At 66.1% G+C, this 13575-nt stretch carries 13 protein-coding genes; 10 read left to right on the plus strand and 3 right to left on the minus strand.

Annotated elements, in window-relative coordinates; translation table 11 throughout:
* The 9 genes from infB to Q7T84_RS03785 form a co-directional block, all read left to right on the plus strand.
* The coding region (gene infB / locus Q7T84_RS03745; protein ID WP_304806361.1) for a translation initiation factor IF-2 at positions 1 to 2443 on the plus strand (2443 nt) is incomplete at its 5' end.
* Positions 2444 to 2557: 114 nt separating this feature from the next.
* On the plus strand, positions 2558 to 3094 hold the full coding sequence (locus Q7T84_RS03750) for a lipocalin family protein (protein ID WP_304806362.1): 537 nt from the start codon (positions 2558 to 2560) through the stop codon (positions 3092 to 3094).
* On the plus strand, positions 3091 to 3597 hold the full coding sequence (locus Q7T84_RS03755; protein WP_304806363.1) for a DUF2939 domain-containing protein: 507 nt from the start codon (positions 3091 to 3093) through the stop codon (positions 3595 to 3597). The genes Q7T84_RS03750 and Q7T84_RS03755 overlap by 4 nt, the downstream gene beginning before the upstream one ends.
* Before the next feature lie 37 nt (positions 3598 to 3634).
* Positions 3635 to 4426, plus strand: a complete 792-nt coding sequence (locus Q7T84_RS03760; protein ID WP_304806364.1) for a dienelactone hydrolase family protein — start codon at positions 3635 to 3637, stop codon at positions 4424 to 4426.
* 98 nt (positions 4427 to 4524) lie between these two features.
* The gene (gene rbfA, locus Q7T84_RS03765) at positions 4525 to 4962 is read left to right on the plus strand and encodes a 30S ribosome-binding factor RbfA (RefSeq protein WP_304806365.1); all 438 of its coding nucleotides are present in this window, start codon (positions 4525 to 4527) and stop codon (positions 4960 to 4962) included.
* Positions 4962 to 5906 carry a tRNA pseudouridine(55) synthase TruB gene (gene truB, locus Q7T84_RS03770; RefSeq protein WP_304806366.1) on the plus strand — a complete coding sequence of 315 codons (945 nt, stop codon included), beginning with the start codon at positions 4962 to 4964 and terminating at the stop codon, positions 5904 to 5906. Before rbfA ends, truB begins: the two co-directional genes overlap by 1 nt.
* A 3-nt stretch (positions 5907 to 5909) precedes the next feature.
* Positions 5910 to 6179, plus strand: coding sequence for a 30S ribosomal protein S15 (rpsO, locus tag Q7T84_RS03775; protein WP_056023895.1), 270 nt, complete (start codon positions 5910 to 5912; stop codon positions 6177 to 6179).
* 248 nt (positions 6180 to 6427) lie between these two features.
* Positions 6428 to 8569 (plus strand): polyribonucleotide nucleotidyltransferase, encoded by a 2142-nt coding sequence (gene pnp / locus Q7T84_RS03780; RefSeq protein WP_304806367.1) that lies wholly within the window; start codon positions 6428 to 6430, stop codon positions 8567 to 8569.
* Between the two features lie 104 nt (positions 8570 to 8673).
* Entirely contained in the window at positions 8674 to 9273 is a 600-nt protein-coding gene (locus Q7T84_RS03785; RefSeq protein WP_304806368.1) for an SOS response-associated peptidase family protein, read from the plus strand.
* 6 nt (positions 9274 to 9279) lie between these two features.
* Here the strand turns inward: Q7T84_RS03785 and Q7T84_RS03790 are convergent, their stop codons facing one another.
* Both Q7T84_RS03790 and Q7T84_RS03795 read right to left on the minus strand, forming a co-directional pair.
* Entirely contained in the window at positions 9280 to 11247 is a 1968-nt protein-coding gene (locus tag Q7T84_RS03790) for a PAS domain-containing hybrid sensor histidine kinase/response regulator (RefSeq protein ID WP_304806369.1), read from the minus strand.
* A gap of 117 nt (positions 11248 to 11364) precedes the next feature.
* Positions 11365 to 12147: an SDR family NAD(P)-dependent oxidoreductase gene (locus Q7T84_RS03795; RefSeq protein ID WP_304806370.1), complete on the minus strand. Its 783-nt coding sequence runs from the start codon at positions 12145 to 12147 to the stop codon at positions 11365 to 11367.
* 57 nt (positions 12148 to 12204) lie between these two features.
* On the opposite strand from Q7T84_RS03795, the gene Q7T84_RS03800 reads away from it, so the two are divergent.
* On the plus strand, positions 12205 to 12633 hold the full coding sequence (locus Q7T84_RS03800) for a YkvA family protein (protein ID WP_304806371.1): 429 nt from the start codon (positions 12205 to 12207) through the stop codon (positions 12631 to 12633).
* Between the two features lie 4 nt (positions 12634 to 12637).
* Here the strand turns inward: Q7T84_RS03800 and Q7T84_RS03805 are convergent, their stop codons facing one another.
* Positions 12638 to 13501 (minus strand): DMT family transporter, encoded by an 864-nt coding sequence (locus Q7T84_RS03805; RefSeq protein ID WP_304806401.1) that lies wholly within the window; start codon positions 13499 to 13501, stop codon positions 12638 to 12640.
* Positions 13502 to 13575: the final 74 nt, after the last annotated feature.

The raw sequence follows: 13575 nt of genomic DNA on the forward strand, positions 1-13575 counted from the left end.
CGGCCAGACCCGCACCTACGAGCCGTCCCGCGAACGCCGCGATGACCGCGCTTCGACGACGACGTATCGTCCCGAACGCGCGCCCGGCCGTTTCGAGAACGCGAACTTCGGTCAGCGCGCCCCGCGCGCCGACGGTGGCGGCCAGCAACGGCCGCCGGCGCGTGAAAACGACCGGCCGCAAAGCGCCGATCGCGGTCCGCGCACTGATCGCCCGCAAGGTGATCGTCCGCAGGGCGACCGTCCCCAAGGTGGCGGCGATCGCGCGCGTCCCAGCGGCGAACCCGTTCGCTATTCGGCGCTCGCGCCGCGTCCGGCCCCAGGCCGGCCGGGCGAACGTCCCGGTGGACCGCGTCCGCCACGTCCTGGCGCGCCCAATGCTCCGCCTGCGACGCCTGAAGTTCAACGCGCCGCTCGTTCGGCCCCCCGCCCCGGCGGTGAGACCGGTCGTCGTCCTGATGATGACGAGGATACGCGCCGCAAGACCGCGGCCAGCGCCCCTAACAAGGCGATCAGCCGCGTCAAGGGCGCGGCCCAGCGCCGTGAAGGCCGCCTGACCATCCAAGCCGTCGCCGGTGACGATGAGGGCGCCGTCGAACGGATGCGCTCGCTCGCCTCGGTCCGCCGGGCGCGTGAACGTGAACGTGAAAAGCGCAAGGGCGGCGGCCAGGAAGCGGCCCGCGCGGCTCGCGAAGTCGTCATTCCGGACGTCATCACCGTGGCCGAGCTGGCCAACCGGATGGCGACCCGCGGCGTTGAGATCATCAAGTTCCTGATGCGTCAGGGCGTGATGCTCAAGGTCAATGACGTCATCGACAACGACACCGCCGAACTGGTGGCCACCGAATTTGGCCACACCGTGCGCCGGGTTTCGGAATCTGACGTCGAAGAAGGCTTCATCGGCGAAGAAGATGTCGACGATCACCTGCTCCCGCGTCCGCCCGTCGTGGCGGTCATGGGTCACGTTGACCACGGCAAGACATCGCTGTTGGACGCCCTGCGTTCGGCCGACGTCGCCGGTGGCGAACGTGGCGGGATCACCCAGCACATCGGCGCCTATCAGGTGCGTCTGGAAAGCGGCCAATCGGTCACCTTCCTCGACACCCCTGGCCACGCGGCCTTCTCGGCCATGCGGGCTCGCGGCGCTGACGTGACCGATATCGTCATCCTGGTGGTGGCCGCCGATGACGGCGTCATGCCCCAGACGATCGAAGCCATCCACCACGCCAAGGCGTCGGGTGCTCCGATCATCGTGGCGATCAACAAGATCGATAAGCCGGGCGCCAACCCGCAGAAGGTCATCAACGAGCTGCTGCAGCACGAGATCGTGGTCGAAAGCCTGGGTGGCGAAACCCAGGTGATCGAAGTCTCGGCCCTGCAGAAGACCGGTCTCGACAACCTGATCGAAGGCATCCTGCTGCAAGCCGAGGTCATGGACCTGAAGGCCAATCCGGACCGCATCGCGGACGGTACGGTCATCGAGGCCAAGCTCGATCGTGGACGTGGCGCGGTTTCGACCGTGCTGGTCAAGCGCGGTACGCTGAAGCGCGGCGACATTGTCGTGGCCGGCTCCAACTTCGGCCGCGTGCGGGCCCTGCTCAACGAACGCGACGAACAGCTCGACTCGGCTGGCCCTTCGGTGCCGGTGGAGATCCTCGGCCTGGACGGCACGCCCAGCCCGGGTGAGCCCTTCGCCGTCGTGGAAAACGAAGCCCGCGCTCGTGAGCTGACCGAGTATCGGACCCGTGTGAAGCGCGAGAAGGCCGGTTCGCCGGTCTCGGCGGGCGTCACCATGGCCGACTTCATGGCCAAGCTTCAGGACAAGAAGATCTCGGAGCTGCCGGTCATCATCAAGGCCGACGTTCAGGGTTCCGCCGAAGCCATCGTGGGTTCGTTGGCCGCTCTGGGCACCGACGAGGTCCGTGCACGGATCATCCTGCAAGGCGCTGGCGCGATCAGCGAGAGCGACGTCATGCTGGCCAAGGGCGCGGGTTCCCCGATCCTCGGCTTCAACGTCCGCGCCTCGAAGCAGGCCCAGGCCTTGGCTGAACGCGAAGGCGTGGAAATCCGCTACTACGCGATCATCTACGACCTGATCGACGACATCAAAGGCGTGCTCTCGGGCATGCTGGCGCCGGAACAACGCGAAACCTTCCTCGGCAACGCGCGCGTCCTGCAGGTGTTCGACATCACTAAGGTCGGCCGGGTCGCCGGTTGCCGGGTCACCGATGGCGTGGTTCGCCGCGGCGCTCGCGTCCGGATCATCCGCGACGATATCGTGGTGTTGGAACTGGGCACCCTCAAGACCCTCAAGCGCTTCAAGGACGAGGTGGTGGAAGTCACCGCCGGCCAGGAGTGCGGGATGTTCTTCGAAGGCTTCCAGGACATCAAGGAAGGCGACGTCATCGAGTGCTTCAGCCTCGAAGAGGTCAAGCGCAGCCTCTAGGGCTCTGCTTATATCCAGATCAAGAAAGCCCTCCGGGAAACCGGGGGGCTTTTCTTTTGGAGCCAATCGCGGGCTCGGTCATTTGGGTCTGACGGTTATTCGGAGGTGGTGTCCATGCGGGTCCTGATCATTGCGTTCTGCGTCCTGGCCCTGGCGGCCTGCGTCGCCGGCCCGACTGGAAACTCCAGCGTGCCGGAGCCGGCCAAGAGCGTCGATCTGCAGCGCTACAAGGGGCTCTGGTACGAGTTCGCGCGCTACGAGAACCGCTTTGAGAAGGACTGCGAGGCGGTGACCGCCCAGTACACGCCGCAGGCGGACGGCGTGATCGCGGTCAAGAACAGCTGCCGCGAGGCCACGGTCGATGGGCCTTTGCGAGTGTCGGAAGGCAAGGCCAAGCCGGCCGGCGACCCGAAGAGCGCCAAGCTCAAGGTGTCGTTTTTCGGCCCTGCCCTCATGACCAACTACTGGGTGCTCGATCATGGCGAGGCCTATGACTGGGCGATCGTCGGCGAGGGCTCAGGGCGGTATCTCTGGATCCTGACCCGGCAAGCCCGGCCGTCGGCGCAAGAGCGCGTTGAACTGATCGCGCGCGCCAAGAGCCTGGGATACGATACCGACATGCTTCGCTACACGGAACAGCCCGCCCGATGAGATACCTGGTCCTGGCCCTGGCCGCCCTCACGCTTTCGGGCTGCGCCACCGCCCAGCGTTATGACGCCGCCAACGACGTCCATAGCTTGCTGGTCTCGATCCGTGACAACGACCAGGCCACCTTCGACGCCCACGTCGATCGCCCGGCGCTTAAGCGTCAGATCGAAAGCCGGTTGACGGCCGAAGGCCGCAAGGCGGGCGGCGATAGTCTGGGCGCGCTCTCGGCGATCCTCGCCCCGGCCTTGGCCGATATCGCCGGCGACGCGTTGATTCAGCCTCAGGTGTTCCGTTCCGTCGCCGACTACTACGGCTATGACGCGGCCAAGCCGCTGCCCGGCGCGCTGGCGATCGGCAGCCAGCTCAAGGCGACGGGCGAGGGCCAGGTCTGCGCGACGCGCAAGAAAGACGGACCCTGTCTGCTGGTGTTCACGCAAACAGACGGGACCTGGAAGCTTTCCGGTTTCGACGGCGATCTTTCGATGCTGCGGAACAAGGGCCGATAGGCCTAAGCTTCGCCTAGCGACTTCCGGGGAGGGGGCGATGGGCTATGCGGCGGCACTTTCGGACTACGAGGAAACTGCGTTCAGCCACGGCGGCCGGACCCGAACGGTGTTCAAGCGTGGCTCCGGCCCCGCCGTCATCGTCATTCACGAGATGCCAGGCCTGCATCCGCTGGTGATCCGGTTCGCCGACCGGGTCGCCGCCAGCGGGATGACTGTCTATTGCCCCAGTCTATTTGGCGATCCCGGCCGCCCGGTCTCCACCGGCTACGCCTTGCGCGAGATGATCGCCGGCATCTGCATTCGCCGGGAGTTCAATGTCTGGGCGAGCGACAAGTCGAGCCCGATCGTCGATTGGCTGAAGGCGCTGGCCCGCCAGGCGCACGCCGACTGCGGCGGCCATGGCGTCGGCGCCGTGGGCATGTGCTTCACCGGCGGTTTCGCCCTGGCCATGATGACCGAGCCCTCCGTCGTGGCGCCGGTCTTGTCACAGCCTTCACTGCCGCTCGCCGGTAAGAACCTGAAGCGGGCCGCGGGCATCGGCGTCTCGCCCAAGGAGATCGCCTGCGTCCGCCAGCGGTTCGAGGACGAGGACCTCTCGATGATCGGCCTGCGGTTCAAGAGCGACGATTTCGTCCCCGACGCGCGTTTCGACACCTATCGGCGCGAGTTCGGCGATCGGTTCGAAGCCATCGAGCTGGAAGACGCCGACGCCGCGCCGGCGCCGATGAAGCCCCACTCGGTGCTGACGCTCCACCTCAAGGAGGACGGCCCGACCAAGGCGGCCGAGCAGCGAGTGCTGGCCTTCTTCCGCGAGCGGACCGGGGCCTGAGCGGGGGTGGACTTTTTCAGGTCACGCGCCTAGAAGCCCGCGCTTCTCCTGAGCTGCCGCGTCCGAGCCGCGGGCCAGGTCCTCTGAAGGCCAAGTCAATGAAACCTACTCCCCCCAAGGGCAAGAACGCCCCCAAGGGCCTGTCGCAACGCCAGCTTCGCGCGGGCGAGCTGATGCGCCACGCCCTGGTCGAGATTCTCCGCGAGGAAGATTTCACCGACGAGGCCCTGGCCGGCGTCTCGGTGACCATCACCGAGATCCGGATGAGCCCCGATCTGCGGCATGCCATGTGCTTCATCGAACCGCTGGGCGGGGAAAACGCGCAGGCCGTGGTCAAGGCGCTGAGCCTGCACGCCAAGTTCCTGCGCGGCCGGCTGGGTCGGGTGATCGACATGAAGTTCACGCCGGAGCTGAAGTTCATGCACGACGAGAGCTTCAATGAGGCGACCCGGATCAAGGCCCTGTTCGACAACCCGAAGGTCCGCCAGGACCTGACGCCGGACGAGCCGTCCGACTCCTGGAAGGACGAGGACTGATGGCGCGGCGCCGGAAGGGCGACGCGATCTCGGGCTGGATCTGTCTTGATAAGCCCTACGACCTTGGATCCACCCACGCGGTCAGCCGCGTGCGGCGACTCTATAACGCCCAGAAGGCCGGTCATGCCGGCACCCTGGACCCGCTGGCGACCGGTATCCTGCCGATCGCGCTGGGCGAGGCGACCAAGACCGTCTCGTTCCTGGTCGACGCCGACAAGGCCTACCGCTTCACCATCGAGTGGGGCCGGACCACGGCCAGCTTCGACCGCGAAGGCGTGACCACGGCCACCTCCGACGTGCGACCAAGCGTCGCCGAGGTCGAGGCGGTGCTGCCGGAGTTCGTCGGCGAGATTCAGCAGATCCCACCGATCTTTTCGGCCATCAAGGTAGATGGCGAGCGCGCCTATGATCTGGCCCGCGCCGGCGAAACGGTTGAGCTCAAACCCCGCGCGGTGACCATTCATGCCGCCCGCGTAGTGTCGGCGCCAGACGACGACCACGTCGAGATCGAGATCGAGTGCGGCAAGGGCACCTATGTCCGCGCCATCGTCCGCGACCTGGCCGAGCGGCTTGGCGCCTGTGGACATGTCAGCGCCTTGCGCCGGACCCGGGTCGGGCCGTTCGACGAAGCCAAGGCGATAACGCTGGAATTACTTGAAGAATTGGGCGATAAGGCCCGCTGCTTGGAGGCGCTGCTTCCGGTCGAGACCGCCCTGGACGACATCCCGGAGTTGGCCGTGACCACCGAAGATGCCTTCAAGTTGAAGCAGGGACGGCCGATCGTTCTCGTTCCCCGACAGGTCGAAGCGCTGAAGGCCCGGCTAACCCCCGGGACCCGAACCGTTTCAGCCATGGTGGATGGGGTCGTGGTGGCGCTCTGCGAGATGCGTGCGGGCAAGCTCGAGCCTTCGCGGGTCTTTCATCTGGAAAAGAGCGGAGACTGACCGATGTCGATTACTCTCGAGCGCAAAGCTGAGCTCATCAAGACCCACGGCCGTTCGGCCGGCGACACCGGAAGCGCTGAAGTGCAGGTGGCGATCTATTCTGAACGGATCTCCAACCTCACCGAGCACTTCAAGACCCACAAGAAAGACAACCACTCGCGTCGTGGCCTGCTGAAGCTGGTCTCCGCGCGTCGTTCGTTGCTCGATCACCTGAAGAAGTCCGACGAGGGCCGTTATCAGGCTCTGATCGAAAAGCTGGGCCTGCGCCGCTAGGACCGAAAGGTCAGCCCCCGGGAAACCGGGGGCTTTGCGTATCAGGCTTAGACTACAGCGCCGCTCGCTCCGTAACAGGCCGGAGCGGCCAAGCGGCGATCCGGGCGACCCATGTAGGGCCGTTCGCTACACGCCGAGGGTTCCAAAGAAATCCTCACCCCCCGCCTGTTTGTCTGGAGAGGATTTCGGAAGTCCGACGCCCTGTCCGCCCCCGTTGGGAATACGCCCGCGGGATAGAAAGAAGCAAAATGTTCGAAATTAAACGCAAGACCATCGAGTGGGGCGGCAAGACGCTGACCCTCGAAACCGGCCGCATGGCCCGTCAGGCTGACGGCGCGGTTCTGGCCACCTACGGCGAGACCATGGTTCTCGCCACCGCCGTCTTCGCCAAGAGCGCGAAGCCGGGCCAGGACTTCTTCCCCCTGACCGTGAACTACCAGGAGAAGTTCTACGCCGCGGGCAAGATCCCGGGCTCCTTCCCCCGTCGTGAGGGCGCGCCCTCGCAAAAAGAAACCCTGACCTCGCGCCTGATCGACCGTCCGATCCGCCCGCTGTTCGCCAAGGGCTTCAAGAACGAAGTCCAGGTGGTCTGCACCGTGCTGGCCCACGACCTGGAAAACGATCCGGACATCGTGGCCCTGGTGGCGGCCTCCGCCGCCCTGGTGATCTCCGGCGCCCCGTTCATGGGCCCGATCGGCGCCGCGCGCGTCGGCCTGGTCAACGGCGAGTACGTCCTGAACCCGACGTTGGATGAGATGAAGGAGTCCTCCATGGACCTCGTCGTCGCCTCGACCAACGACGCGGTGATGATGGTGGAATCCGAAATCCAGGAGCTCAGCGAAGATGAGGTCCTGAAGGGCGTCATGTTCGCTCACGCCGGCATTCAGCCGGTGATCGACGCGATCATCGAACTGGCCGAGCACTCCGCCAAGGAACCCTTCGAGTTCGTCGCCGACGACACCGACGCCATCAAGGCCGAAGTGAAGAAGCTGATCGGCAAGGATCTGGCCACCGCCTACAAGATCGTCGCCAAGGGCCAACGCCAGGACGCCGTCTCCGCCGCCAAGGCGAAGGCGACCGAAAAGTTCGCCAAGTCGGACGCCAATCCGGCCGGCATCGACGCAGCCAAGCTGGGCGGCGTCTTCAAGGAACTGGAAGCCGACGTCGTTCGTCGCAACATCCTGGACACCGGCATCCGCATCGACGGCCGTACCGTCGACAAGGTTCGCCAGATCGTCTCGGAAGTGGGCGTCCTGCCCCGCGCCCACGGTTCGGCCCTGTTCACGCGCGGTGAAACCCAGGCCCTGGTCGTGGCCACCCTGGGCACCGGCGACGACGAGCAGCTGATCGACGCTCTCGAAGGCAAGTACTACGAGAAGTTCATGCTGCACTATAACTTCCCCCCCTTCTCGGTCGGGGAAACGGGCCGCATGGGCGCGCCGGGCCGCCGCGAAGTCGGCCACGGCAAGCTGGCGTGGCGGGCGATCCGTCCGATGCTGCCGAAGCAGGAAGACTTCCCCTACACGATCCGTCTGGTCTCCGAGATCTTCGAGTCCAACGGCTCGTCCTCGATGGCCTCGGTCTGCGGTTCCTCGCTGGCCCTGATGGACGCCGGCGTGCCCCTGAAGAAGCCGGTCTCCGGCATCGCCATGGGCCTGATCCTGGAAGCCGACGGCTTCGCGGTTCTGTCCGACATCCTGGGTGATGAAGATCACCTCGGCGACATGGACTTCAAGGTCGCGGGCACCGAAGACGGCATCACCTCGCTGCAGATGGATATCAAGATCGCCGGCATCACCGAAGCGATCATGAAGCAGGCGCTCGCCCAAGCTAAGGACGGCCGCAAGCACATCCTGGGCGAAATGGCCAAGGCCATGGAAGCTCCGCGTCAGGAGCTCGGTGAGTTCGCTCCGAAGATCGAGACCATGAAGATCCCGGTCGACAAGATCCGTGAAGTGATCGGTTCGGGCGGCAAGGTCATCCGCGAAATCGTGGAAAAGACCGGCGCCAAGGTCGACATCGAAGACGACGGCACGATCAAGGTCTCGGCCTCCGATCAGTCGAAGATCGATGCGGCCAAGGAGTGGATCAAGTCGATCGCTTCGGAGCCGGAACTGAACGCCATCTACACCGGCAAGGTCGTGAAGATCGTCGACTTCGGCGCCTTCGTGAACTTCTTCGGCGCCAAGGACGGCCTGGTCCACGTCTCGCAGATCTCCAACGAGCGCGTCGCCAAGGTCTCCGACGTCCTGGTCGAGGGCCAGACCGTGAAGGTCAAGCTCCTGGGCTTCGACGATCGTGGCAAGACCCGCCTGAGCATGAAGGTCGTCGACCAGGAAACTGGCGAAGACCTGTCGGGCAAGGTCTCGGCCGAGGCTGAGGAAGCCTAAGGCTTCCACACCGACTAGGTGAATTGAGAGGGCGGCCGCAGCGATGCGGCCGCCCTTTTCATTGGCGCATTGCAGGCCGCGTGTGAGCCGGTAGGCTCGGCCTTATGTGCAACGAGTTCCAGCGCCATAAGCTGCTGACCGCGGCGATCGAGGAATTCGATCAGCGCTCGCTGCCGCTGTTCAAGTGGCATGACGGCCTGATCCCCAACCTGGACGCCCAACCCTCAATCAAGATCCGTGACAGCGCGGTGATCGTGCGGCTGCGCGACGGGACGCTCAGCGGATCGACCGCGACCTGGGCCTGGCCCGGCCCGCGCGGGGCGCCGGTGTTCAACTTTCGGTCCGAGGGGCGGGATTTTGCCCATAGCGACCGGGTGCTGATCCTGGCCGACGGCTTCTTCGAGTACACCGCGCCCCAAGCGTCCAAGGTGAAGCTAAAGGACCGCCACCTCTTCACCATGGCCGGCGAGACCTGGTTCTGGATCGCGGGGATCGTGAGGGAGGGCTGCTTTTCCATGCTGACCACCGCGCCGGGACCGGATGTGGCGCCCTATCACGACCGCCAGATCGTCACCCTTGGACCCGAGGCGGGCCTAGACTGGCTGGCGCTGTCGCGGCCGGAAAACGAACTTCTGCGGCCCGCGCCGGGCGGGACGCTGATTGCGCGGACCCTGCGCAAGGATGGGGTGGAGCAGGCGGCCTAGAACGGCTCAGGCGATCTCGCGGCTTCGTTTAAGCGCCTTGTGGACAGCCTGGCTGAGCTGTTCGGCCCGGAAGGGCTTCCGGAGCAATGGCCAGACCAGGGCCTCGGCGCCTTCACTGAGGCGCTCGCCGCCATAGCCGGTGGTCAGGACGATGGGCAGGGTCGGATCCCGGGCCTGGGCGGCCTTGGCCAGATCGACGCCGCTCATGCCGCCGGGCATGACGATGTCGGAAATCAGTAGGTCGAATTTTTCGCCGGCCTGCAGGCGGGCCAGGGCGCTCGGTCCGTCGGGGGTCCCCTCCACATGACAGCCGAGGTCGGCCAGCAGACCCTCGGTCACCGCTCGCACGGCTGAATCGTCCTCGACCAGCAACACGCGTAGGCCCTGAGCCCAAGTCCCTTCGTCGACATGTCGAAGCTGCGGCAGGTCCGCCGTCGTGGCGTCGGCGGCCGGCAGATAGAGCGCAACTGTCGTTCCAAAGCCGATCGAGGAGTCGATGGTGACCGCGCCGCCGACTTGGTTGACGAAGCCATGGACCTGGGCGAGGCCCAATCCGGTCCCCTTGCCGACATCCTTGGTGGTGAAGAACGGTTCGAACGCCCGATCGAGGGTGGGCGGGTCCATGCCGCCGCCGTTGTCGGTCACCGCGACAACCACATAGTCGCCGGCGGCCAGTTGGGCGATCTCGCCCGGCGCCACGCCGCGGCGCTCAATGAATATCTCGATGTCGCCCCCGGCGCCGGGGACCGCGTCGGCGGCGTTGACCACGAGGTTCAGCAGCGCGGCTTCGAACTGGGCTGGGTCCAACCGGCCGAAACCCACGGGGGCGTCCCGGCGGATGGTGAGGTTGACGGCCTCGCCGACCGCGCGACGCACCAGCGGTTCGATCTGCTCGATCAAGGCGGTGACGTCGACCACGTCGAGTTTCAGTTCCTGGCGGCGCGAGAAGGCGAGAAGCTGGCGGGTGAGGCGCTCGCCCCGGCGCCCGGCGGCCAGGGCCGCTTCGGCCAGCCGCGTGACCCGGGGTATGTCGTCGGGACGCTTGAGGATCATGTCCAGGCCGCCGATCACCACGGTCAGCAGGTTGTTGAAGTCGTGGGCGACGCCGCCGGTCAGGCGCCCGACCGTCTCCAGGCGTTGGGCCTGGGCCAGGGCGGCCTCGGTCTGGGCACGCTCGATCAGGCTTTGCTCCAGCTCGCGGGTGCGTTCGGCGACGCGTAGCTCCAGGTCGCTGCGAGCGTCGATAATCTCGGTGATGTCGCTGGAGGTTCCGAACCAGCGATGAACGCCGCCGGCCTCGTTATGGATCGCCGTGGCGCGGCCATTGACCCAGCGCCAGACTCCGTCGTGCCGGCGCAGGCGGTACTCGATGTCGTAGGGCAATCCACCCTTGGCGGCCTGGGCCCAGGCCTGCTGCACCCCGTCGCGATCCTCGGGATGGACCGCGTCCAACCAGCCCTGGCCGAAATGCCGAGCGGCGGGCACGCCGGTGAACGCTTCCCATTGCGGACTGAGGTAGTCGTAGGCGCCGTCGGGGCGGGTGGACCAGATGAGCTGAGGCAGGCTGTCGAGCAGGGCGCGGATGCGGGCTTCGCCGGAGCGTAGGGCGTGCTCGGACTGTTGCTGGGCGGTGACCCCCCGAAGCACGGCGATGCGGATCGCCCGAGCGATGAGCACCGTGGCGGCCGCAGTGGCGACGAAGGTCACCAGCATGGCGTAGCGCGGGTCGTCCTGCCACAGCGCCCAAACCGTGAGCGCGCTGGCGCCGGTCGCCAGCAATCCGCCGCGTGCGCCAGCGATCAGGGTGGCGAACAGGATGGCCGGGTAGAAGATCATGTAGTCGGGAGGATCGACCATCACCAGGTCGAGGGCGGCCCGCAACGAGGCTGCGACGGCGACGGCGCCGAGGGCGGCGGCGTAGGCGAGCGGGCGTTTGATCGCCGTCGCAAACCGCTGCGCCAAACGTCCCATCATGGCGCTGTCATCGCCCCCCAAGAAGTTCCGGCGATACGGAACCCCCAAAAGGCCGCGAGGTAAAGCGCCACTGAGAATTCACCGGGCCCGCCGATGCCGGCGGGCCCGGCCGAAGGCTTAGCGCGGAGCCATCCGAATGGCGCCGTCGAGGCGGACGTCTTCGCCGTTGAAGTAGCCGTTGGTGATCATGGTCAGGGCCAGCTGAGCATAGTCTTCGGCGTTGCCGAGGCGCTTGGGGAACGGCACGGAGGCGGCCAGGGCCTCCTTCACTTGCGGCGGCGCGGCGTTCATCAGCGGGGTGTTGAAGATGCCCGGCAGGATGGTGTTCACGCGGATGCCGTCGCCGGCCAGGTCGCGGGCGATGGGCAGGGTCATGCCGACCACGCCGCCCTTGGAGGCCGAGTAGGCCGCTTGGCCCATCTGGCCGTCTTCAGCCGCGACCGAGGCGGTGTTGACGATGGCGCCGCGTTCGCCGTCTTCCAGGGGCTCCAGGTCCAGCATGCCCTTCGCCGACTTGGCGATGCAGCGGAAGGTGCCGACCAAATTGATCTGAATGATCATGTTGAAGGCGTCGAGCGGGAAGTGCTTGGTCTGGCCGGTGGCCTTGTCGCGACCGGCGGTCTTGATAGCGTTGCCGGTGCCGGCGCAATTGACCAGGATGCGCTCCTGGCCATGGGCCGCGCGAGCCTTGGCGAAGGCGGCGTCGACTTCTTCTTCGGAGGTCACATTGACCTTGCAGAAGACGCCGCCCACTTCCTTGGCGACCGCTTCGCCCTTGGCTTCGTTCATGTCGAAGATGGCGACCTTGACGCCGTGGCTGGCGAGCGAGCGCACGGTGGCCTCGCCCAGGCCCGAGGCGCCGCCGGTGACGACCGCCGAAATTGAGGAATCGAGTTTCATGGACGCTTGGCTCCCGTTCACGTCTAGTATGGTCCTGTTATCTGAGGCTTTAGCTTGATGAGCGCGAACTCAAAAGCGTCACCCCACGTCAATGGGGCGGCTTTCAACGCGAAGGATCCGCTGAATCCGTCCCGGGCTCTCGTGCCCGCGGTGGCGCGGATCAATGAGCAGCGCGTGACCCGCGGCTTCTGGCCCAAGATCCGCCGCGTGGCGGCCAAGGTGCCTTTCGCCGGCGACGCTCTCTCAATCTGGTTGTGCGCGCGTGATCCGGCCACGCCGACCGGCGCCAAGGCGATGATGATGGCGGGCCTGGCCTATTTCGTCCTGCCCACCGACGCGGTTCCCGACTTCCTGGCGGTGGTCGGCTTCACTGACGATGCGGCGGTGATCGCCGCCTTGCTGGCCATCGTCGGCAAGAACCTCAAGCCGCGCCACAAGGCCGAGGCCAGAAAACTGCTGGATCATCTCGCCCGCGACACCGACTGAGACTTCAGGCGGTGTCGGCGCTCGCCGTCGCGGCCGCCTTGCTGGCCTGCATTTCCCGCCAGGTGATGAACAGGGTCGAAACCACCACGATGGCCGCGCCGGCGACGGTCCAGACGCTGGGGATCTCATTGAATAGAGTCAGGCCGACGATTACCGTGAACACCAGGCGGATATAGTCGATGGGGGCCATGGCGGCCGCGTCGCCGATCGACATGCCCTTGATATAGCAGCCCTGGGTCACGGTCCCGAGCACGCCCATCGCGATCAGCAGCATCAGGTCGAAAGGCTCGGGCCACCGCCAGGTGAGAAACGCGCCGGGTATGCCCATGAGCAGCCCAAGCGCGGCGGACCAAACCAGCAGCACCATCGGCGAGTGGTCGCGGGTCATCACTTTCATGCCAGTGATGGTCAGGGCGAACAGGAAGGATGAGGCCAGCATGGCCAGGGCCGGCCAGCCGATGGCGAACTGGCCGTTCATGCCCGGCAGCAGCATGATCAAGACGCCGATGAAGCCCACGATCGCCGCGCCGATGCGCAAGGGACCCACCGTCTCGTGCAGCACCACGGCCGCCAGCGGCACCAGCCACAGGGTGCGGGTGAAGGACAGCGCATTGGCGTCGGCCAGCGGCATTTTCTGAAATGCGTAGAACGACAGGATCATCCCCAGCGTCCCGGCCGCCGACCGGAAGATCAGAATGCCCGGCCGCGTGGTGGCGAAGGCCGCTCCCCGCCGCTTGATGATGAACGGCAGCAGGATCACGAAGCCGGCGAGCTGGCGATAGAAGGTCTGCAGCGACGCCGGATAGTCGTCGCCGAGATACTTGATCAGGGTGGTCATGGCCGTGAAGCCGACCGCCGAGGCGACCATCCACAGCGCGCCGTGCAGATTGCGGTCGAGCTTCGGCGCCGCGGGCTTTTCGTCAGGACTCACTGGACGGGCCC

Source organism: Phenylobacterium sp., assembly GCF_030654915.1.
In the GTDB taxonomy this organism is placed as follows: Bacteria; Pseudomonadota; Alphaproteobacteria; order Caulobacterales; family Caulobacteraceae; genus Phenylobacterium.